At 62.0% G+C, this 20,604-nt stretch carries 24 protein-coding genes; 8 read left to right on the top strand and 16 right to left on the bottom strand.

Going from position 1 to position 20,604, the window contains the following annotated elements; genetic code table 11:
- The first annotated feature begins 22 nt into the window (after positions 1 to 22).
- The gene (locus BKX96_RS28135) at positions 23 to 460 is read left to right on the top strand and encodes a DUF3995 domain-containing protein (RefSeq protein ID WP_077186058.1); all 438 of its coding nucleotides are present in this window, start codon (positions 23 to 25) and stop codon (positions 458 to 460) included.
- Between the two features lie 173 nt (positions 461 to 633).
- Here the strand turns inward: BKX96_RS28135 and BKX96_RS28140 are convergent, their stop codons facing one another.
- From BKX96_RS28140 to BKX96_RS28170, 7 genes are all read right to left on the bottom strand, one after another.
- Entirely contained in the window at positions 634 to 996 is a 363-nt protein-coding gene (locus BKX96_RS28140) for a Na+/H+ antiporter subunit G (RefSeq protein ID WP_046817575.1), read from the bottom strand.
- On the bottom strand, positions 993 to 1,271 hold the full coding sequence (locus BKX96_RS28145; RefSeq protein ID WP_046817574.1) for a K+/H+ antiporter subunit F: 279 nt from the start codon (positions 1,269 to 1,271) through the stop codon (positions 993 to 995). Before BKX96_RS28145 ends, BKX96_RS28140 begins: the two co-directional genes overlap by 4 nt.
- Positions 1,268 to 1,756 carry a Na+/H+ antiporter subunit E gene (locus tag BKX96_RS28150; RefSeq protein ID WP_046817573.1) on the bottom strand — a complete coding sequence of 163 codons (489 nt, stop codon included), beginning with the start codon at positions 1,754 to 1,756 and terminating at the stop codon, positions 1,268 to 1,270. The genes BKX96_RS28145 and BKX96_RS28150 overlap by 4 nt, the downstream gene beginning before the upstream one ends.
- On the bottom strand, positions 1,753 to 3,438 hold the full coding sequence (locus tag BKX96_RS28155; protein WP_046817572.1) for a monovalent cation/H+ antiporter subunit D: 1,686 nt from the start codon (positions 3,436 to 3,438) through the stop codon (positions 1,753 to 1,755). Before BKX96_RS28155 ends, BKX96_RS28150 begins: the two co-directional genes overlap by 4 nt.
- Positions 3,435 to 3,779 carry a Na+/H+ antiporter subunit C gene (locus tag BKX96_RS28160; RefSeq protein WP_007986256.1) on the bottom strand — a complete coding sequence of 115 codons (345 nt, stop codon included), beginning with the start codon at positions 3,777 to 3,779 and terminating at the stop codon, positions 3,435 to 3,437. The genes BKX96_RS28155 and BKX96_RS28160 overlap by 4 nt, the downstream gene beginning before the upstream one ends.
- Positions 3,779 to 6,697, bottom strand: coding sequence for a monovalent cation/H+ antiporter subunit A (locus tag BKX96_RS28165; protein WP_077186059.1), 2,919 nt, complete (start codon positions 6,695 to 6,697; stop codon positions 3,779 to 3,781). Before BKX96_RS28165 ends, BKX96_RS28160 begins: the two co-directional genes overlap by 1 nt.
- 232 nt (positions 6,698 to 6,929) lie before the next feature.
- Positions 6,930 to 7,955, bottom strand: a complete 1,026-nt coding sequence (locus BKX96_RS28170; protein ID WP_077186060.1) for a DMT family transporter — start codon at positions 7,953 to 7,955, stop codon at positions 6,930 to 6,932.
- On the opposite strand from BKX96_RS28170, the gene BKX96_RS28175 reads away from it, so the two are divergent.
- The gene (locus tag BKX96_RS28175) at positions 7,950 to 8,513 is read left to right on the top strand and encodes a helix-turn-helix domain-containing protein (protein ID WP_077186061.1); all 564 of its coding nucleotides are present in this window, start codon (positions 7,950 to 7,952) and stop codon (positions 8,511 to 8,513) included. The genes BKX96_RS28170 and BKX96_RS28175 overlap by 6 nt on opposite strands.
- Before the next feature lie 323 nt (positions 8,514 to 8,836).
- A complete protein-coding gene (locus BKX96_RS28180; protein WP_077186062.1) occupies positions 8,837 to 10,267 on the top strand; it encodes an FAD/NAD(P)-binding protein in 1,431 nt (476 codons plus the stop codon).
- A 65-nt stretch (positions 10,268 to 10,332) separates the two neighbouring features.
- Here the strand turns inward: BKX96_RS28180 and BKX96_RS28185 are convergent, their stop codons facing one another.
- The 4 genes from BKX96_RS28185 to BKX96_RS28200 all read right to left on the bottom strand — a co-directional run bounded on the left by BKX96_RS28185 (position 10,333) and on the right by BKX96_RS28200 (position 13,222).
- On the bottom strand, positions 10,333 to 10,557 hold the full coding sequence (locus BKX96_RS28185; RefSeq protein WP_077186063.1) for a hypothetical protein: 225 nt from the start codon (positions 10,555 to 10,557) through the stop codon (positions 10,333 to 10,335).
- A gap of 124 nt (positions 10,558 to 10,681) precedes the next feature.
- Complete coding sequence (locus tag BKX96_RS28190; RefSeq protein ID WP_077186127.1) at positions 10,682 to 11,422, bottom strand: response regulator; 741 nt, start codon at positions 11,420 to 11,422, stop codon at positions 10,682 to 10,684.
- Between the two features lie 190 nt (positions 11,423 to 11,612).
- On the bottom strand, positions 11,613 to 12,986 hold the full coding sequence (gene ppnN, locus BKX96_RS28195; RefSeq protein WP_046817566.1) for a nucleotide 5'-monophosphate nucleosidase PpnN: 1,374 nt from the start codon (positions 12,984 to 12,986) through the stop codon (positions 11,613 to 11,615).
- Positions 12,983 to 13,222 carry a hypothetical protein gene (locus BKX96_RS28200; protein ID WP_046817565.1) on the bottom strand — a complete coding sequence of 80 codons (240 nt, stop codon included), beginning with the start codon at positions 13,220 to 13,222 and terminating at the stop codon, positions 12,983 to 12,985. Before BKX96_RS28200 ends, ppnN begins: the two co-directional genes overlap by 4 nt.
- Here BKX96_RS28200 and BKX96_RS28205 point away from each other — a divergent pair.
- The gene (locus BKX96_RS28205) at positions 13,221 to 13,748 is read left to right on the top strand and encodes a DUF3087 family protein (protein WP_046817564.1); all 528 of its coding nucleotides are present in this window, start codon (positions 13,221 to 13,223) and stop codon (positions 13,746 to 13,748) included. The genes BKX96_RS28200 and BKX96_RS28205 overlap by 2 nt on opposite strands.
- A gap of 48 nt (positions 13,749 to 13,796) precedes the next feature.
- Positions 13,797 to 15,350: a sensor domain-containing diguanylate cyclase gene (locus BKX96_RS28210; RefSeq protein ID WP_077186064.1), complete on the top strand. Its 1,554-nt coding sequence runs from the start codon at positions 13,797 to 13,799 to the stop codon at positions 15,348 to 15,350.
- Positions 15,351 to 15,353: 3 nt separating this feature from the next.
- Here the strand turns inward: BKX96_RS28210 and BKX96_RS28215 are convergent, their stop codons facing one another.
- From BKX96_RS28215 to dapA, 3 genes are all read right to left on the bottom strand, one after another.
- The gene (locus BKX96_RS28215) at positions 15,354 to 16,271 is read right to left on the bottom strand and encodes a LysR family transcriptional regulator (protein ID WP_046817562.1); all 918 of its coding nucleotides are present in this window, start codon (positions 16,269 to 16,271) and stop codon (positions 15,354 to 15,356) included.
- A gap of 26 nt (positions 16,272 to 16,297) precedes the next feature.
- Positions 16,298 to 16,672 carry a DUF2784 domain-containing protein gene (locus BKX96_RS28220; protein ID WP_046817561.1) on the bottom strand — a complete coding sequence of 125 codons (375 nt, stop codon included), beginning with the start codon at positions 16,670 to 16,672 and terminating at the stop codon, positions 16,298 to 16,300.
- Between the two features lie 63 nt (positions 16,673 to 16,735).
- Positions 16,736 to 17,611, bottom strand: coding sequence for a 4-hydroxy-tetrahydrodipicolinate synthase (dapA, locus tag BKX96_RS28225; RefSeq protein WP_077186065.1), 876 nt, complete (start codon positions 17,609 to 17,611; stop codon positions 16,736 to 16,738).
- Between the two features lie 419 nt (positions 17,612 to 18,030).
- Here dapA and BKX96_RS28230 point away from each other — a divergent pair, with 419 nt between their 5' ends.
- The 3 genes from BKX96_RS28230 (at position 18,031) to BKX96_RS32955 (ending at position 19,257) form a co-directional block, all read left to right on the top strand.
- The gene (locus BKX96_RS28230) at positions 18,031 to 18,729 is read left to right on the top strand and encodes an AzlC family ABC transporter permease (RefSeq protein WP_046817559.1); all 699 of its coding nucleotides are present in this window, start codon (positions 18,031 to 18,033) and stop codon (positions 18,727 to 18,729) included.
- A complete protein-coding gene (locus tag BKX96_RS28235; RefSeq protein WP_166619293.1) occupies positions 18,729 to 19,040 on the top strand; it encodes an AzlD domain-containing protein in 312 nt (103 codons plus the stop codon). Before BKX96_RS28230 ends, BKX96_RS28235 begins: the two co-directional genes overlap by 1 nt.
- A gap of 70 nt (positions 19,041 to 19,110) precedes the next feature.
- Positions 19,111 to 19,257, top strand: a complete 147-nt coding sequence (locus BKX96_RS32955; RefSeq protein WP_162837835.1) for a hypothetical protein — start codon at positions 19,111 to 19,113, stop codon at positions 19,255 to 19,257.
- 142 nt (positions 19,258 to 19,399) lie between these two features.
- On the opposite strand, the gene BKX96_RS33350 is transcribed toward BKX96_RS32955, so the two are convergent.
- Together BKX96_RS33350 and BKX96_RS28245 are read right to left on the bottom strand one after the other, a co-directional pair.
- Positions 19,400 to 19,669, bottom strand: coding sequence for a hypothetical protein (locus tag BKX96_RS33350; protein ID WP_077186128.1), 270 nt, complete (start codon positions 19,667 to 19,669; stop codon positions 19,400 to 19,402).
- A 180-nt stretch (positions 19,670 to 19,849) separates the two neighbouring features.
- Entirely contained in the window at positions 19,850 to 20,533 is a 684-nt protein-coding gene (locus BKX96_RS28245) for an SOS response-associated peptidase (protein ID WP_077186067.1), read from the bottom strand.
- Positions 20,534 to 20,604: the final 71 nt, after the last annotated feature.

The following is a 20,604-nucleotide window of genomic DNA, read 5'->3' on the forward strand; positions in this document are numbered from 1 at the left end:
TCCCTTTCAAGGATTGCAGACCATGACCTTCGTGTTGGCTCAATGGCTGGCGACGGTAATTGCGGTGATCGCTCTGGTACACGTGTATTGGGCGTTTGGCGGCGAATGGGCCGCCGTGGCGGTGGTGCCACAGGTGCCGGTGGAGGGTGGTGCGCAGTTGCAGCCGGCCTTCAAGCCACGGGGCTGGATGACGATGCTGGTGGCGGCGGCGTTGCTGGTCATTGCCCTGTTGGTGTGCTTGCGGGTTGGCTGGTGGCTGCCGCAGGTGGATCATAAAGGGTTGCAGTGGGTGATCAGCGCCATTGCGCTATTGCTGTTCGCCCGGGCCATTGGCGATTCGGAGCTGGTGGGGTTTTTCAAGGAGGTCAAGGGCTCGGGGTTTGCGCAGCTGGATACCTGGGTCTACTCGCCGTTGTGTGTTTTGCTGGGGGCGGGGTTGTTGGCGGTGGCCTGGGCCTAGATCGCAGCGATGGCGTCCTGACAGGGCGGCAAGGAAGATCAAAAGCCAAATCAAAACCAAAGCGAGGCGAGCTGACGCTCGACCTCGTTGTTTGATGATACGCGTTCCCCCTGCAGGAGCTGCCGAAGGTTCGGGCCGCGTTCGGACGATCCTTTGATCTTTCGTTCTTTTGATCAGCCCCCACTTTCCATACGCCGGCTCGATACCTCAGCCGGCACATCATCCCCAGCCATGCGCTTGCGAAACAACGCCGCCCGGGCCAACAGCAATGTAGTCACCGGCACAGTGATCGCCAGCAGGATCGGAATCAGCCAGGCGTGCAGGACCGGTCCGGACTTGAGCGCCGAAAAGAAGATGATCGAGGCCAGGGCCACGCACCAGGCGCCCAGGGTCGAGGCCAGGGCCGGCGGGTGCATGCGCTGGAAGTAATCCTTCATCCGCACCAGGCCGATGGCGCCCACCAACGCAAACAGGCTGCCGAGCACCAGCAGGATAGCCACGGGAATTTCGACCCATAGGGACAAAGGCGTGCTCATTCGATCACCTCGCCACGCAGGAGGAATTTGGCCAGGGCAAAGGAGCCGACGAAACCGAACAGCGCGATCAGCAACGCTGCCTCGAAGTAAGTGTCACTGGCGTACCGAATGCCCAACGTCAGCATCATCAGCATCGCCACGATGTACAGGTAATCCAGGGCCAGGACCCGGTCTTGGGCCGAGGGCCCCTTGAACAGGCGGATCAGGGTCAGGATCATCGCCACGCAAAACAGGAACAGGCTCAGAAGAATCGCGTTCGCCAGCAAACTGCTCATTCGAAAATCTCCATCAGGGGCCGCTCGTAGGTCGCCTTGAAGTGCTGGATGAACAGCGCTTCGTCATCCAGGTCGAAGACGTGCAGCAACAGGATGCTGCGGTCCAGCGCCAGTTCCGACCAGACCGTGCCGGGTACCACCGTGCAGATCATCGACAGCGCGGCCAGGCCGTTGGCGTCGCGCAGGTCCAGTGGCACCTTGATGAAGGCAGAGCGCGGTGGCCGGCGCCCGGCATTGAGCACGCCAAAGGCGACCGCCAGGTTGGACACCAGCACATCGCGACCGACCAGCAGGAACAGGCGCAGGATCACCCCGGGCCGGCGGATGCGGATCGGTAGCGGGCGCAGCTTGCGCATCATCAAGGGTGCGCAATAGCCCAGCAGGGCGCCCAGCAGTAAATTGCCGGGGCTGAGCGACAGGTTCAGCAGCAGCCACAACAGCCACAGGACCAGCGACAGCCATGGCGCAGGCAACAGGCGCTTCATGGTTGCACCTCCAACAACGCCGCCTTGGCTTGTGGGCCTGGTACCGCGCGGGTACCGAGCACGGCCATCACATATTGCTGCGGGTTGTTCAAGGCGTTGGCGGCCGCTTGTGTGTAGCGCAATAGCGGTTCGGCCTTGAACGTCAGCAGGATGCTCAGGCCCAGCAGGGCGAAAATCGGTACGCACTCCAGGCGCCGGAGCGCGGGCGAGGGGCGTTCTGCAGGGGTCCAGAAACGCTGGATGCCCACGCGGGAAAAGGCCACCAGCGATGCCAGTCCCGAGAGGATCAGCAACGCCAGCAAGCCCCACGCGGCATTCGATACCGGCGCTTCGGTGCCGTTGCCCAGCCCCATCGGGTTGAGCAGGGCGCTGAGCAGGCTGAGCTTGCCGATGAACCCGGAGAGCGGAGGCATGCCGATGATCAACAGGGCGCAGGCGATAAAGCTCAGGCCGAGGAACGCCATGGTCCAGGGAATCACTTGGCCGACCATGGCTTTCTGGTCGTCGTCGAGGTTGATGCCCTTGACTGGATGCAACGATTCCAGCGGCCGTGGCAGCATCTCGTTTTCATCTTCCAGGGGTATTTCGTTGGCCGAGCGCGAACGTTCGATCAGCTCCGCCAGCAGGAACAGCGCGCTCAGCGCCAAGGTCGAGCTGACCACATAAAACAGTGCCGCACCGATCAGGTTGGGCTGGGCGAAGCCAATGGCCGACAGCAGGATCCCCGCCGACACCAGGATGCTCAGGCTGGCCATGCGCTCCAGGCGCTGTGCCGCGAGGATCGCCAGTGCCGCGCAGACGATGGTGGCCATGCCGCCGTAGATCAGCCAGTCGCCACCGAAGTACGCCGAGGCACCGGCCTGACCGGAAAACAGCAGGGTCCACAGGCGCAGCAGGGTGTAGACGCCGACCTTGGTCATGATCGCGAACATCGCCGCCACTGGCGCGCTTGCCGAGGAGTACGCCGGCACCAGCCAGAAATTCAGTGGCCACATCCCGGCCTTGGCCAGGAACGCCACCGCCAGGATGCCCGCGCCCGCGTGCAGCAGGCCGCGATCGGCCTCGGGCACCAGCGGGATCTTCAGCGCCAGGTCGGCCATGTTCAGCGTGCCGGTGACGCCGTAGATCAGCGCCGCGCCGATCAGGAACAGGGTCGAGGCCAGCAGGTTGATCGAGATGTAATGCAGCCCCGACGATACCCGCGCGCGCCCCGAGCCATGCAGCATCAGGCCGTAGGACGCGGCCAGCAGCACTTCGAAGAACACGAACAGATTGAACAGGTCCGCCGTGAGGAAGGCGCCATACAAGCCCATCAACTGGATCTGGAACAGTGCGTGGAAGCTCGAACCGGCGCTGTCCCAGCGGGCCATGGCGAACAGCAGGGCGCAAACGCCGATGATGCCGGTCAGCACCAGCATCAGCGCCGACAGGCGATCGACCACCAGCACCAGGCCGAACGGCACTTGCCAGTTGCCCGGCAGGTACACGCCGATGGAGCCGGCGATGCCGGTGGTTTGTGTCCATTGCAGCAGCACAACGGAAACGCCGAGCCCGAGCAGGCTGGAGAACAGGTTGATTTTCGCCTTGAGCGGGCGATGTTTTTCGCCGAGCATCAGCATCACCGCGGCGGTCAGCAGCGGCAGGAGGATGGGCGCGACGATCAGGTGCGACAACGGATTCATTCCTTAGGCTCCCGGCCATCCACATGGTCGGTGCCGGTCAGGCCCCGGGAGGCCAGCAAGACCACCAGGAACAGCGCAGTCATGGCGAAGCTGATGACGATCGCGGTCAGTACCAGCGCTTGCGGCAACGGGTCGGTGTAGTGCAGCAGGTCCTGGGGCACGCCGTCCTTGATGATCGGTTCCTTGCCGATGAACAGGCTGCCCATGCTGAAGATGAACAGGTTGACCCCATATGACAGCAGGCACAGGCCCATGACCACCTGGAACGTCCGTGGGCGCAGGATCAGCCAGACGCCGGACGCGGCGAGGACGCCGATGGCGATGGCAATGACTTCTTCCATCAGACAGCCTCCTTCATGACGGCGGGTTTGGGCTGGGCCGCGGTCTTGTGGCCCCGGACGGATTGGTGGGCGAGGGCGGTGAGGATCAACAGCGTCGAACCGACCACCACGGCGTACACGCCAACGTCGAAGAACAAGGCGCTGGCGATGTGAATGTCACCCAGCAGCGGCAACTCGAAGTGCCAGGTGTGGGTGGTCAGGAACGGATAGCCGACGAGCATCGCGCAGAGGCCGGTGACGGTGGCGAACAGCAGGCCGACGCCCATCCAGCGCAGCGGTCGCAAGCTCATTTGCGCTTCGACCCACTGGGTGCCGGCGACCATGTATTGCAGGATGAATGCCACCGACATCACCAGGCCGGCGACAAAACCGCCGCCCGGCTGGTTGTGGCCACGCATGAACAGGTAGAACGAGACCACCAGCGCAATCGGCAGCAACAGGCGCACCAGCACCGCCGGGACCATCATGAAGCCGAGCGCGGTGTCGCTGGCGTGGCGCGGATTGACCAGGTCGGTGACCACGTCGGGCGCGAGCAAGCGCTGCTGGGCCGGCAACTGCAGGCTTTCCTTGGGCGGGCGGAAACGCCGCAGCAGGGCGAACACGGTCAGGGCCACCGCCACCAGCACGGTGATTTCACCCAGGGTGTCGAAGCCGCGGAAGTCCACGAGCATCACGTTGACCACGTTGCTGCCACCGCCTTCGGGCAGGGCGCGGCTCAGGTAGAACGAGGAAATGTCGTTCGGTGTCTGCCGCGTCAGCATCGCATAGGCCAGCAATGCCATGCCGCCGCCGACCACGGCCGACAGCAGCAGGTCGCGGATGCGGCGGATGCGCGCCTTGCGCAGGCTGCTCGGCAGCGGCGAAACCTCTTCTATCCGCCGTGGCAGCCAGCGCAGGCCCAGCAGGATCAGCACCGTGGTCACCACTTCGACCACCAGTTGCGTCAGCGCCAGGTCCGGCGCCGAGAACCAGACGAAGGTCACGCAGGTCATCAGGCCGCAGACGCTGACCATGGTCAGGGCGGCCAGACGATGGTACTTGGCCTGATACGCGGCACCGAGGGCGCAGGCAATCGCCAGCAGCCAGAGGGTGACGAACACGATCGAGCCCGGGATCTTGGGCCGATCGCCCCACTGCAGGCTGCTGTGCAGCATCGGTATCAGCCCGGCCAGCACGGCGGCGAGCACCATCAGGAACAATTGGGTTTGCAGGCGACGAGTGCTGACCCGTCGCTCCAGACGCCGGGCCAGGCGCATCTTGATCACCAGCAGGCGTTCGAACAGTCGCTTGCCGTTGAACCGGCCAATCAGCGGTGGATAGCGGAAACGGCCACGCTTGAGCTGATTGCGCAGCAAGAGATACAACAAAATGCCGCCGGACATGGCGATCAGGCTCATGATCATCGGCGCGTTCAAGCCGTGCCAGATGGCCAGGCTGTACTCCGGCAGGGTACCGCCCACGACCGGCTGCGCAGCGGCAGCGAGCAACGGGCCGACCACTTGCGCCGGGAAGATCCCCACCACCAGGCACGCGAATACCAGCAACTCGACCGGCGCGCGCATCCAGCGCGGCGGTTCGTGCGGGGTGTGCGGCAGGTCGGTGGCGGTCGGGCCGAAGAACACGTCTACGGTAAAACGCAGGGAGTAGGCAACGCTGAAGGTCCCGGCGATGGTCGCGACGATCGGCAGGGTGGCTTCAATCCAGGCCGTGGCATTGATGAACACGGTTTCGGCGAAGAACATTTCCTTGGACAGGAAACCGTTGAGCAGCGGCACGCCGGCCATCGAGGCGCTGGCGACCATGGCCAGGGTGGCGGTGAACGGGATCAGCTTGAACAGGCCACTGAGCCGGCGAATATCGCGGGTGCCGCTTTCGTGGTCGATGATCCCGGCGGCCATGAACAGCGAGGCCTTGAAGGTGGCATGGTTGAAGATGTGGAACACCGCCGCCACGGCGGCCAGCGGGCTGTTGAGGCCCAGCAGCAGGGTGATCAGGCCCAGGTGGCTGATGGTCGAGTAGGCCAGCAGGCCCTTGAGGTCGTTCTGGAACATCGCGCAATAGGCACCGAGCAACAGGGTGCAGGCACCGGCGCCACTGACGATGTAGAACCATTCTTCGCTACCGGACAGCGACGGCCACAGTCGGGCCAGCAGGAACACCCCGGCCTTGACCATGGTCGCCGAGTGCAGGTAGGCCGACACCGGAGTCGGTGCAGCCATGGCGTGGGGCAACCAGAAGTGGAAGGGGAATTGCGCACTTTTGCTCAGGGCGCCGATCAGGATCAGGGGTAGCAGGATGGGGTAGAGGGCATGCGCGCGAATCATGTCGCCGGCGGCCAGGACCTTGTCCAGGTCATAGCTGCCGACCACATGGCCAAGCAGCATGACCCCCGCCAGCAGGCACAGGCCGCCCGCGCCGGTGACCATCAGCGCCATGTAGGCGCCGCGCCGGGCGTCGGCGCGGTGGTGCCAATAGCCGATCAACAGGAACGAGAAGAGGCTGGTCAGCTCCCAGAAAAATACCATCTGGATCAGGTTGCCGGAGATCACCAGCCCGAGCATGGCGCCCATGAACGCCAGGAAAAACGCGAAGAACCGCGGCACCGGATCGTCCGGCGACATGTAGTAGCGGGCATACAGCGACACCAGCGTGCCGATGCCCAGCACCAGCATCGAGAACAGCCAGGCGAAACCGTCCATGCGCAGGACGAAGTTCAAGCCAAGGCTTGGCAGCCAGAAGAATTCTTCGCGGATCACGCCGCCATGGGCGATTTGCGGGTACAGGAGGGCGACCTGGACAGTGCCGATCAAGGCAACCAGGCCGGCCAGAAGCGATTCGGTATTACGCGCGTTGTGTGGCAGCACCGCTGCCAGACAGCTGCCTAAAAAAGGCAGAAGCAGTAGAACTATCAGGGACATAGGCTTCTAATCTGCGGAAGTTTATGAAGCATCATACGTGCCAGCTCCCGGATCGCCAAACGCCAAGCTGTCGCAGAATCCTACAAGGTAGACGGAAAAGTCTTGCTTCACATTTTTTCAGGGATATGGATTTAGCCTGTGCCGGCCCCTTCGCGAGCAGGGGAATGCATTCCAACTGTGGGAGCGAGCCTGCTCGCGAAAGCTGTTTATTAAACGTCGCAAATATTGCGGCTCAACCCTGGGTTTCCCGCTCCAGCTCTTCCTCAACCGCAGCAGCCTTACCTTTGGGCTTCAACTCACTGACAATCACCGCCGCCACGATCAACCCGGCCCCGAGCAACGCAATGGCCGGCAGCCGCTCCCCGGCGATCCGCCCGACAATCCCGGCCCACACCGGCTCACCGGCATAAATCAAGGTCGCCCGGGTCGGCGAAACACTCTTCTGTGCCCAGTTCATCGCCACCTGGATCGCCGCGCTCGCCGCGCCCAAGCCCAATGCACTGCACAGCAGCAGCCAGGAAAAATCCGGAATATGTTCCTGGGTCGGCACCACCATCAGGAACGACAGCAGCGACGTTACGGCCAATTGCACCACGGTGACCCGTTTCACATCGACCTGACCTGCAAAGTTGCTGATCAGGATGATCTCTGCCGCAATGGCAATGGCGCTGATCAACGTGGCGATTTCACCAGGGCTGAAGTTCAATGCCGCACCGGATGGCCCCGACAGCAACATCAACCCGGTAAAGGCCAGCATGATGCCAATGCTTGGCATCAGCCCCGGGCGACGTCCCAGCACCAGCCATTGCAGCAGCGGCACGAAGGGCACGTACAACGCGGTGATGAAGGCCGACTGGCTGCTGGGAATGGTCTGCAACCCCACCGTCTGCAAGCCGTAACCGAGCATGATCGCCACGCCGATAAAGGCCCCGGCCTTGAGCTCGAACAAGGTCAATTGGCGCAGGCTGCGCCAGGAGAACAGGGCGACGATGGCGGCGGCGGCGGCAAAGCGCAGGCCGACGAAAAACATCGGGCCGCTGACGGTCATCGCATGCTGGACCAGCAAAAAGGTGCCGCCCCAGACCATGGTGATCAGCACCAGCACGCACTCGGCCTTGCTGAGCCGCAGGAAACGGGAGGAAGCCTGGGAGGAGTTCGCCGACGTCATGATCTTGCACACTGTTTGAGGGGGACGCACAATGCGTCGCAAGTTGGGCAGTATACTGCGCAACACCACCGAGTGAGCAATATAGTGCACAAAGATTCCTCGCCCCGGGCTTCGGTCCTGCAGCACGTCAGTCAGAACATTCGTCGGTTGCGCCATGCCGCCGACATGAGCCAGACCGCGTTGGCGGAAAAATCCGGGGTCAGTCGCCGGATGCTGGTGGCCATCGAGGCCGGTGAAAAGAATGTCAGCCTGACGACCCTCGACCGGGTCGCCGAAGCACTGGACGTGGCCTTCAGCGACCTGATCCAGGCCCCCGATGTGCGCGACCATAGCCGCATCAACGAGCTGGCCTGGGCCGGTACCATCCCCGGCAGCAAGGCGGTGCTGCTGGCCAAAGCCAACGCCACCCGGGAAGTCGAACTCTGGGAATGGCGCCTCGAACCAGGCGAGCACTACCCGTCGGAGCCGGATGCCGACGGCTGGAGCGAACAGTTCTACGTCTTCGAAGGCTGCCTGACGGTGATGGTCGGCGATGTGCCGCACACCATCAGTGCCGGCGAGTTCTTCATGTTTGCCAGCAACCAGCCTCACTCCTATCGCAACGATGGGCCGGTGGCGGTACGGTTCGTGCGCAACGTGGTGATTTGACTGTTGGCCCATCAACAGCGGATCGACAGTTTGCTGTTTCAAAGCTGTAAGGGTTTCTTTGATTGTCTATTAACCTGTTGAAAAATATATAAATTATATTCAGGCATGACTCCTGCGATGCTCTGGGCACCTGTCCACCAGACTCTCGGAGTGCCGTTTGATGGCCCGTGAAATTCCGATCGTGCGGCGGATCCCTGGACGCCGCCGGCAAGGGCCCTCCCATGATCTCGAGCGACGTATCCTACTTTGGTACTGCTCGATGAAACTTCCATGGGTTTGGCGCCTATTATCGTCGAGGATAAACACTGATCAGTGAGAACGGCATGAGTGAAACCCGAAGCGGGCAGGCGACCGACGCCATCCGTCACGCGGACATCCTGATCATCGGCGGCGGCCTCAGCGGCACGATGCTGGCGGCGCAATTGTTGCGTCTGCCCGGCAAGCGCCGGGTGCTGGTCATCGAGCCGCGCGCCGAACTGGGGCGCGGCGAAGCCTATAGCGCTGTGGAGCTGGGGCATACGCTCAATGGCAACGCGGCGCGCATGAGCGTCGATCCGGACAATGCCGACGACCTGACCCAATGGCTCACCGACTACATTGCGGCCGGCGGTTGGCCGGAGTCGGATGAGCAGCCTGTACCGATCAGCGAGCTGTTCCCGCCACGGGGGATTTTCGGCCTGTACGTGCAGCAGCGTCTTGCCGAGGCGCAAGCGGTGGGGGCGTTGAACGGCTCAACGGTCGAGCATGTGCAGGCCGAGGTGGTTGATCTGCAAACCGATGCGCAGTCGGTGCACTTGACCTTGAGCGAGGGCCAGCACTTGCAGGGTTCCTTCGCGGTGCTCGCTACGGGGATGTTCCCGGCCGCGCGCACGCCCCAGACTGAATCCAGCGGCTTGAACGCGGCGGCGCTTGACCCTTGGGATGTGGCGGCGATGCAGCAACTCGATCCGCAGTCGACGGTGCTGATCATCGGCTCGGGCCTGACCATGGTCGATGCCGTGGTGTCACTGGAGCAGGCCGGGCATCGCGGACCGATCGAAGTGTTTTCCCGTCACGGCCTGCTGCCCCATGTGCGGCGGCAGCCACCGGCGTGGGTCGATTTTCTGGCCGAGGATCACAGCATACGCACGCCGCGACAGCTGGTACGTGAACTGCGCCGGCATTGCCGCGAGGCCATTGCCCAGGGGATCGACTGGCAAGCGCCGCTGGACACGGTGCGGGCGCACATCGGGCGCTTGTGGAATCAGGCCACCGACGTGCAGCGCCGTCAGTTCGTCAGGCATGTTCGGCCCTGGTGGGAAAGTCATCACCATCGCTCGCCGCCGTTGAGCGCCGAGTTGGTGGAGCGTTTGCACGGGGAAGGGCGGTTGCGGATTCAGGCGGCGTCGTTCAAAGGGCTGCAACCCACTTCGGGCAATGGAGTGAGTATATGTATCCGCCGTCGGGGTGAAGCGCAAACGGTGGTGGTCAGTGGCGCGGCGCTGATCAATTCCAGTGGCATCGAATATGACTGGCGCCGGGTAGCTCGCCCGTTGCCCCGACAATTGCTGGCGCGCGGGCTTGTCCGGCCGGGACACCTGGCACTGGGCATTGCCGCAGAGGTCGACGGCGCGGTGTTGAATGCCGATGGCCAGGCTGCCAGCCGATTGTTTGCCATGGGGCCGCCATTGCGCGGGATGTGGTGGGAGAGCACCGCCGTGACGGACGTGGCCAGTCAGGCCAAGGCGTTGGCTGCGCGGCTGGTAACGCCTTAGTGCTCAAATGAAAGAAACCCCGCATTTGGCGGGGTTTCTTTTTTCAAACAGCCCAAGGCCGTTGATCAATAGCGCTGATATTTGGAACCGAACTCCGGACGATTTTCCGCGACGTAGAGTTTGCTCGCCTGGCTGTCCTTGTGGTCATCACTGACGGTGTTCATGTTCAGGGTGGCCGGTTGGCTGACCTTCACAGCGGCAACCATGGGTGCAGTGGCGTGTGGGGCGGCGATGGCGCAAGTGCTGCCAAGAACTGCAAGAGCGAAGCCGATACCGATGATGCTTTTCATGATGTTGCTCCAGAGCGTGGGAAGAAGATGTGGCCACTGTAGTGCTGGAGCACCGTGATGAAAAAACACCACTGCGCATAGTCGTTATCGAGCGCGTTGATCTGTGGGCGCGGGATACGACGATTCAAGCCTGTGCGTCGAGCATCTGCACCAGGTAGGAGAACACATAACCCTCGCTGCGCACGGTCTTGATGTAGGTCGGTTCCCGGGAGTCATCCTTGAGCCGTTGGCGCAGGCGGCTGACCAGCAAGTCGATCGAGCGGTCGAACAGGTCGGCGTCGCGGCCCTGGGTCAGGTTGAGCAACTGGTCGCGACTGAGCACCCGCTGCGGGTGATCGAGGAATACCCGTAGTAGCCGGTATTCGGCGCCACTGAGGGCAACCAGGGTGTCGTCTTCGTCCAGCAGATGACGGGCGGTGGTGTCCAGGCGCCAGCGGCCGAAGCCGAGCATCCGGCCGCTTTCACTGATCAGCAGGTTGGGTGGCAGCATGCGCGTGCGACGCAGTACGGCGTTGATTCGCGCCAGCAGTTCGCGGGCGGCGAAGGGCTTGGTCAGGTAGTCGTCGGCGCCCATTTCCAGGCCGAGGATACGATCGGTTTCGTCGTTGCGTGCGGTGAGCATCAGGATCGGCGTGGCTTTGTGCTTGCCCGCACGTAGTTCACGGCACAGGACCAGGCCGTCGTCGCCGGGGAGCATGATGTCGAGCACGATCAGGTCGACCTGGTTGGATTCGAGGAAGCTGCGCATGTGCCGGCCGTCGGGAACCACGGTGCTGCGCAGGCCGTTTTTTTTCAGGTAGTTGCCGACCAGCTCGCGAATTTCACGGTCGTCATCGACGATCAGGATGTGGTTGACGTGGTCCATCGGTCGATCCTCTTGTATCTGCCTCAAAGCCAACCATACATTCTGTAGGAGCTGGCTTGCCAGCGAAGGCGGCATCAGTTTCACCATCGCAATGGCCAGCAAGCCGGCTCCTACAGATTTGTGTATCCCTAGAAACAACAAGCCGAAGCATTTGGCTTCGGCTCGCGTTCAACAATTTACAGCAACTTGATCACGCAACCACTCGATAACACGGCACATAAGCCGCGCCACCCGGCAGTTTCATCCGGTGCTGGGCGACGAAGGCCTTGAGCAGTTGATCCAACGGTTGCATGACGGCCGCATCGCCGCGGATCTGGTATGGCCCGTGTTTTTCGATCAGGCGGATGCCCTTGTCCTTGACGTTGCCGGCGACGATGCCGGAGAACGCACGGCGCAGGTTGGCGGCCAGTTCGTGGGCCGGCAGGTCGCGGCTCAGCTTGAGGTTGGCCATGTTTTCGTGGGTCGGGTCGAACGGACGCTGGAAACCTTCGTCGATCTTCAGCAGCCAGTTGAAATGGAACGCGTCGTTGCGTTCGCGGCGGAACTGTTTGACTGCCTTGAGGCCCTGGGTCATCTGCCGGGCGACTTCTGCCGGGTTGTCGATGATGATCTGGTAATGCTTCTTGGCGGCTTCGCCCAAGGTGGCGCCGACGAACGCGTCAAGCTGTTCGAGGTAGGGCGCGGCATGTTTCGGTCCGGTGAGGATGACCGGGAAGGGCAGGCCTTCGTTGTCCGGGTGCATCAGGATGCCGAGCAGGTAGAGGAACTCTTCGGCGGTACCGGCGCCGCCGGGGAAAATGATGATGCCGTGGCCGACGCGAACGAAGGCTTCCAGGCGCTTCTCGATGTCGGGCAGGATCACCAGCTCGTTGACGATCGGGTTCGGCGCTTCGGCGGCGATGATCCCCGGTTCAGTCAGGCCAAGGTAGCGCCCACCGTGGATACGCTGCTTGGCATGGGCGATGGTGGCGCCCTTCATCGGGCCTTTCATCACGCCAGGGCCGCAACCTGTGCAGACGTCCAGGCTGCGCAGGCCCAGTTCGTGGCCGACCTTCTTGGTGTATTTGTATTCTTCGGTGTTGATCGAGTGGCCGCCCCAGCACACAACGATCTTCGGCTCGACGCCGGGGCGCAGGGTGCGGGCGTTGCGCAGCAGGTGGAAGACATAATCGCTGATGCCCTGGGAGGTGCTCAGGTCGATGCGTTGGCTGTCGAGTTCGTTTTCGGTGTAGACGATGTCGCGCAGGGCGCTGAACAACATCTCACGGGTACTGGCAATCATTTCGCCGTCGACGAAGGCGTCGGCCGGGGCGTTCAGCAGTTCCAGGCGTACGCCGCGGTCTTGCTGGTGGATGCGGATTTCGAAGTCCTTGTAGGCTTCGAGGATGGTCTTGGCGTTATCGACGTGGGCGCCGGTGTTGAGGATGGCCAGGGCGCATTGGCGGAAGATGTCGTAGGTGCTGCCGGATCCGGCTTCGCTCAGTTGCTGGACTTCCCGTTGAGAGAGTGTTTCCAGGCTGCCTTTCGGGCTGACCGAAGCATTGATTACTTGTCGTTGGGTCATTCAATGATCCTTAAAACGATGCCATTCACGCGCAAACAACGAATGGCATCCGAATAGAGAGTATCCATGAAAGAAGATGGCACGAACTGCGCGGTCTCGCCACGTCCTCCTTTTGATGATGTATAGATGAAAAGGAGCCCCAGCATAGCTAAATCCGTCGCAGAGGCGATAATGGCCCGCGGTCTTTTTAACCTGTGACCTTTTTTACCATTGAAGCAAAGGAATCCCGACGTCATGTTCGAAATCCAGCCGATGAACGCCGACGACTATCGGCAGCGGACGCGGCGCAGCACGGTGATGATCGCGCTGATCTTCCTGGCGCTGGCGATGGCCCTGTCCACCGCGGCGGTGACCTTGTTCGGCGAGCCCGGAGGGGACAATCTGCGCTTCAACATCGGCGGGGTGTTCGCCGCGGTATTGATCATGGCCGGATTGATGCGCAAGGTGTTCTGGCACCAGGCGTGGATGGCGCCGGCGGTCTACAGCTGGCAGCTCAAGCGCAGCCTGATGAGCATCACCAACGTCATGCACCACCTCAAGGCTGCCGTGGAGGCGGGAGACCCGGACGCCATGAGGCTTCTGCGCTTCTATCACCTGGGATTGAGCCAGATGCATCAACTGGACGGTAACTCCAGCGATGATGCGCAATTACACCGGGATATGCAGGAGCATCAAGCGAGAATGGAAGCGCTGGGTATCGATACCCGGCAGACGCGACTTGACCCAGCCTGGCTGGACGCTTTAAAGGGCGCAGCGCGATAAGCAATGGAGAAAGCAAGGCCTTTATATTCGATTCAAGGAGCGAACGTCATGAGGCATCCATCCACTAACGGGCGTATCGAAAAAAACCGGTACGGTATCGCAAGGCTCAAGACTCGATCGGCCGTGACGCTGATGATTGCCGTCTGCCTGTCGATGGTGGTGATCGTGAGCTGGGAAACCTGGAACTCGCGCCAGTACCATCTGCATGACAAGGAAGTGGCGATGTCCAACCTTGCGCAGACCCTGGCCTCGCAGGCCCAGGCGGCGATCAAGCAAGCCGACACGCTGCTGTTCACCCTGGTCGATCGCCTGGAGAACGACGGAATCGAACAGGGTCGGCTCGATCGCCTGCAACGCTTGCTCCGCGCCCAGCGCAGTGAGTTGCGCCAGCTCCATGGGCTGTTCGTCTATGACGAAACCGGCAAATGGATCGCCAACTCCAATGGTGCCGAGGTGGGGGGCGCCAACAATTCCGACCGAGAGTATTTCATCTATCACCGCGATCATCCGGACCGCGGACCGCACATTGGCCCTTCGATCAAGAGCCGTTCCAGCGGCGAATGGATCATGACGGTGTCACGGCGGATCAATTATCCGGATGGCCGTTTCGCTGGCGTGGCCCTTGCCACCCTCTACCTCAGCCATTTCCTGCAGCTTTACGATGGCATCGACATGGGCGAGAACGGCGTGATCAACCTGATCGCCGACGATGCCAGCATCATCGTCCGTCGGCCGTTTCACGAAGCGGACATCGGTACCAGCCTGGCCAGGAGCCCGCTGTTCACCCGACTTTTGCCCCAGGGCAGTTCGGGGACGGCAACCGTCCGCTCGATCATGGATGGCGTGGAACGGGTCGTGGGTTTTCGCCGGGTCGAGGGTTACCCGCTGATCGTCTTTGCCGCGCTCAACAAGGATGAGGTGCTGGCCGGCTGGCGCCAGCAGTCCTTGCTCAGTGCGGGTATCGTCGCGCTGCTGCTCGGGGTACTGGGGGCGCTCGGCTATCGCCTGATCAGGTTGATGAAGAAGCAGGACCGCATCCAGGGGGATTTGCTCGGTACCCAGGAGAGGCTGCTTGAGCTCAATCGCAACCTTGAATTGCTGGCACTGGAGGACGCGCTCACGGGCCTGGCCAACCGACGCCAGTTCGACCTGTTCATCCAGGCGGAAATGAGCCGCGCCCGACACAACGTCACGGGGTTGGCCCTGCTGATGATCGATGTCGATCATTTCAAGCCGTTCAACGATCGCTATGGCCACTTGGCCGGCGATGAGTGTCTGCGCAAGATCGGTGCGATCATTACCGAGCACATCAAGCGCCCGGGCGATCTGGCTGCGCGCTTTGGCGGCGAGGAATTTGCCGTGGTGCTGCCGGGGACTGACTACGTTGGCGCATTCCTGCTGGCGGAGAAAATCCGTCATGCGGTGCAGGCCTGCGGCTTGCCGCACAGTGAAAGCCCTGATGGCAAGGTCACGGTCAGCGTGGGGGTTTGCGGCTACGATCCGGCGTCACAAGCCCAGACCGGCGAGCTCATCGGGGCGGCCGACAAGGCGCTGTACGTGGCCAAGGCCAGCGGACGGAACATGAGCGTGATCGCCAACTGAGGTTCAGGCAAAGCGGTCGTTGCCTTGTACCAGTCGGGTGCAAAGGTACGACTGCTTGAGCTTTTCCAGCCACCAGCCCAGCGCCCGCCCGTCGTGATCGCCGCGCCAGCCGGCATACAGGATGTTCGGTTCGCGCGGGTCTGCCATCTGCTTTTCAACCAGCGAGCCATTGCGCAGTAACGAGCCGACCCGGTGCCTGGGCAGCCAGCCCACACCGAGGCTGTCGCACTGGGCGAGGATTTTCGCGCGCATGCTCGGCACGGCCAGCACCGACTGGCCCCCCGAGACGCCGTAGGTACTGCCTTCGCTGGCCCGCGACGAGTCGGCCACGACAATCGCCCGGTGCTGCGCCACCTCGGCGCGGCTGATCGGTTCCCTGGCCTTGGCCAGCGGGTGCCTGGGCGAGACGGCGAACACCCATTCCATTTCCCCCAGTTGCATCCAGCGCAGGGACGCGATGGCCGGCGGTTCGTTGGTGGCGCCGATGATCAGGTCCGCGCGGCCTTCACGCAGGGCCTCCCAGACACCCCGGAGCACTTCCTGGGTGATGCGCAGCGGTACGCCGGAACCCAGTGCATCGAATTCGTGGATGACCGGGATCAGTGTCTCGAACTCCAGTAGTTCATCGGTGACGATCCACAGTCGACTCTCCCAGCCACTGGCCACTTGCTGCACCCGCTGGGTCAGGCGCGAGACGTCTTGCAGCAGTCGGGCCGCTTCGTTGACCAATAATTCACCGGCCGGGGTGAGTTGCAGGCGGTAGCGCCGGCGATCGAACAGCAAGGCATCGAAGCGTTCTTCCAGTTGCCGCGCGGCATAGGACACCGTAGAGGGCGCCTTGCCGAGGTAGGCCGCGGCCCGCGACAGGCTGCCGGTTTCGCGGATCGCTTGCAGCAGCGTCAGGTCGTCAGTCGACAGCATGGGCCGAGTCCTCGGTTTGACGGGAGTTACAATAGTCGTTGGCGTTTTCTGTGCCGGAACAATCGCAGATAGACCAGTACGTTCACCAGCAGTACCACAGCGCCCAGCCCCAACTGGATGGCCGGTGTCAGCCCCGCCGGGTAAATGATCGGCCACACGTAATGTTCGATGAAACCCGCGCCGTAGCCGCTTTGCCCTGCGGCCTGGCGCATGCTGTTTTCCCAGCGTGTCAGCGGGCAGGGCAGGTGGAAAACCTCCACCGCCACGCCCCAAATGGCGGCGGGCAGGTGCCACGGCATCACGCGCGGCCATTTGAGAACCAGCAGCCCGCCGCCCACCACGAACACAATGAACGCCAGGTGCAACAGCACCAGGCCATCGGCGGCGATTCGATAGAGCATGTCGACCCCCCCCTGGCGCGTCAGTCCAATCGTTGCATGGTACTCGGGCGGCTGCCGGGCGTTCTATCGATTGTCGCTGCCCAGCGCGCTGAGCACCTTTTTTAAACGCGTGCCCATGGCAGCGCTGCTGGGTTGCATCGGTGCGCGTAGCTCATCGCCGATCAAGCCTTGCAGGGCCAGCGCGGTTTTCACCGGTGCGGGGTTGGGTTCGATAAACAAGCTCTGGATCAGCGGCAGCAGCTGGAAGAACGTGGCACGGCCGGCCGCCATTTGGTGGTCGCGAATCTGTCGGTACAACGCCACGAAGCGCTCGGGGTGGACGTGCGCCGACGCGGCAATCGCGCCCTTGGCGCCCAGGCACAGGGCATTGAAGATCTGGTTGTCTTCACCGCACAGCACGTCGACCTTGCCGCTGGCCAGCAATGCCAGGGTGTTACCGAGGTTGCCGCCACAGTCCTTGATCGCGACGATTCGCTCGTGGGCGACGATGTTGAGCAAGGTGGCCTGGTCGAAGGTCACACCGGTGCGGTAGGGAATGTCGTACAGGATCAGCGGCACGCTGGAGGCGTCGGCGACCGTCTGGAAAAAGGCTTCGAGCCCGGCCTGGGACGGCCGGATGTAATACGGCGGCGGCACCAGCAGGCCGGCCACCGGGCGCTTGAGAATCTCGGCCTGAAAGTGCAGCAGCTCGATCAGGTTGTTGCCGGCCAGGCCCATGGCGACCTGTTGGGCAGGCACTTGTTCCAGCACCGCATCGAGCACCGCCAACTGCTCGTGCTTGCTCATCGCCGCCGGCTCGCCGGTGGTGCCACAGACAATCAGACCGTCGACGCCGTTTTCCAGCAGATGACTGACCAGCCGGCGCAAGCCGATGAAATCGATGGCGCCATTGTGGAACGGCGTGACGAGGGGAACCCAGATACCTTGAAACGATGACATGCACTTTCTCCTGATGGTTGACCGATGTCGTCACCGTCAGAAGCGCAGGAGGAAGTAAGCAAGGGGAGGGTGGTCCGTCGCGCTCAATGTCCTGTCAGCTCATCTGACGGGACAGCGCGCCCCGGTCACATGAGCGACTGTTTCTTCGATTTGAGGGTGCGCGCAACACGAGCCTGGGCCTTGGCAGTCAAGCCAATGACACAAGCGTCGAGATTGAAGGTTGCGGACATCTTAGTTTACACCCTGAATGAGGCGCCCAGTTTTAAAAGCCGGCGGGTAGTTTGTCAATCAGGAAAATGCAGCGTCGTCATGTTGGGTACCACAACCGCACTGCAACCAGCACAAGTGCGCAAGATTGTTCAAGCCATCAGCCGTGAGTGCTGGCAAAGTCTCGGGTCTTTCCCTGGTTGCAGAGCGTTATGTCCAACTCACTCATGCCGCGCAGCGCATTCCTGCGTGGCGCCGTGGCGATCATGCCGTTATCCCTGGCGACGGCGCCCTGGGGCCTGCTCGCCGGTTCCATGGCCATCGAAGCCAATCTCACACCGCTGCAAGGCCAGGGCTTGTCGAGCATCGTGTTTGCCGGCGCCGCGCAATTGGTCGCCATTGGCATGCTCAAGGGCGGGGCGGGGATCTTTTCGATCCTGCTGACCACCTTGCTGCTCACCTCCCAGCATCTGCTCTACGGCATGAGCCTGCGTTCGGTGATCTCGCCGTTGCCGGGGCGCTGGCGCGCGGGCCTGGGCTTTTTGCTCACCGATGAACTGTTCGCCCTGGTCAGCCAGCACGACAGGCAGCAGTTCAATCGCTGGTACGCGCTGGGTGTGGGCCTGACGTTCTACATCGCCTGGAACCTCTTCACCCTGGCGGGCATCGTGCTGGGCAGCAGCATCCCGGGCCTGGAGCACCTGGGGCTGGACTTCTCCATCGCGGCCACCTTCATCGCCCTGATCACCCCGGTGGTGCGCAACGTGCCGACTGTGGTCTGTGTCGCGGTCGCGCTGTTTTGCTCGGTACTGTTCAGCTACTGGCAATGGGGCTCGGCCCTGGTGCTGTCGGGACTGGCAGGCATGACCGCCGGTTTTATCTGCAACAAATTCCAGGGAGCGCGCACATGATGGTCTGGGCAGTGATTATCGGCATGGGCGTGCTGGTGTTTCTCAACCGCTATGTGTTCCTCGAACCGCGCCTGCCGGTGCGTCTGAGCAGCAATGCCCGGCAGTTCCTCGGCTTCGCCGTGCCTGGCATGTTGACCGCGATCTGTGGCCCTATCGTGTTCATGCCGGACAAGCAACTGAACCTGCAATGGGACAACCCCTACCTGATCAGCTCGCTGGTGGCCGTCGGCCTGGTGCTGTACACCCGCAACACCTTGCTCAGCATGCTGTTGAGCATGGGCTTTTTCTTTTTGCTGCGCTGGTGGCAGTGAGCCGGGCACACGAAATTGTTCTACGCTTGAAGTTGATGACCGATCCCTTTTCAGGAAGAGAGGTGAGCACATGGCAACAGAGCAAAAACAACCGGATTCGGACGTAGACGAGGATGAACCGACCGAAGAAGAAATCGAACAGCAGAAGCGTTCGACACCGGACTGGAAACATCCCGACGATGGCAAGGAATTGTCGGAACCTGACCGCAAGTTCTGAGCGACCTGCGAACATCGTAACTGCTGTAGGAGCGAGCTTGCTCGCGAAAAACTCGATGACGCCGTGGGGCATCTGGTACCCCGCGTCATCGTTGACGACCCTCGCGAGCAAGCTCGCTCCTACGGTGGCAAATCGGTTGAGATTATTCCAGCAACGGTGGGTACTCGGGGTGCGTGGCTCGATAACCCAGGTTCTTGTCGATCCAGGCGTTCAGTTCGTTGACCATCACCGGGGGCTTTCCCGGATAGCTCTCGAGGATTGAACTCAGGATCTCTTTGATATTGGGGATTGAAAGTAAGTTACGGGTTTGTATGTACTGGCCGATGAAACAGTCGAGTTGGTAGTGCTCAGTCTTTGTAAGATAAATGCACGCCAGACTCGCGACTTGATTACTTGTAAAATCGTCGCGCAATTGAATTCTCTGCAAGGCTTGGTGTATGGGATTTCCTTAATTGTTGACTCTTTGGTCAATCTGGTATGCCACTCGGAAATGCGGCGCGAATCCTAGCGGCAGTGTTAACAAATGTATGTAAGCGCCTGTAGTTGTCTGACAAGCGGTGAAAGTATCAAAGTGCCATGTTTCTACAGGTGATTATTCCTTCAGAACATCAATCAACCCAGGCCCCTGATTCCTGACGTTCCCTACGGCCTTGTCGACCCTGTACCACTCAAAAGCATCACTGTCTTCCCCCTGTAGAAGCGCCATCTGTTCGGCACGTTCCCTGGGCGTCGCCGGGTCCAGCCATTCCCGAGCAAGTTCTGCGTTGAACACCACCGGTCGGCGGTCATGGACGTCCAGCATGCCGCCCGCGCTATCGGCGGTGATGATGACAAAGCCGTCGTCGTCCCTGGGCGCTGCACCGCCCTCCGGGAATTGCCCGATCGCCGCACAGAAGATCGGCCCTTGGTCGCGCCGACGAATCAGCCAGGGCCGCCTCGTGCCGTCCCCGGCATCGACCCATTCGAACCAGTTGTCGACCGGGCAGATGGCACGATGGGGCCAGATCGCGCGAAAGAACGGGCCGTGGGCGACTTTCTCGACCCGGGCATTGATCGGCGCCGCGCGATCCTTCGCCCAGTGCGGGCGCCAGCCCCAGCGCTGCGAGTCGGCGTGCAGGCCGTCATTCTCCAGGTGCAACAGCGCGAGCTGGGTGGTGGGCGCGGCGTTGTAGCGCCCCAGCGGCTGATCGCCGACCTGGTTGAGCAAGGCATCGGGAATGCTCAACACCGCCACGAAGTCATGGATGCCCCGGTATTGCGACAATCGTCCACACATCGATCGAACCCTCCTGCTGGCTTGTTGAGCATAGATGTTTGAAATGATGCAGAGGTGGCAAGTCAGATCAC

The organism is Pseudomonas putida, from assembly GCF_001976065.1.
Taxonomy (GTDB): Bacteria; Pseudomonadota; Gammaproteobacteria; order Pseudomonadales; family Pseudomonadaceae; genus Aquipseudomonas; species Aquipseudomonas serbica.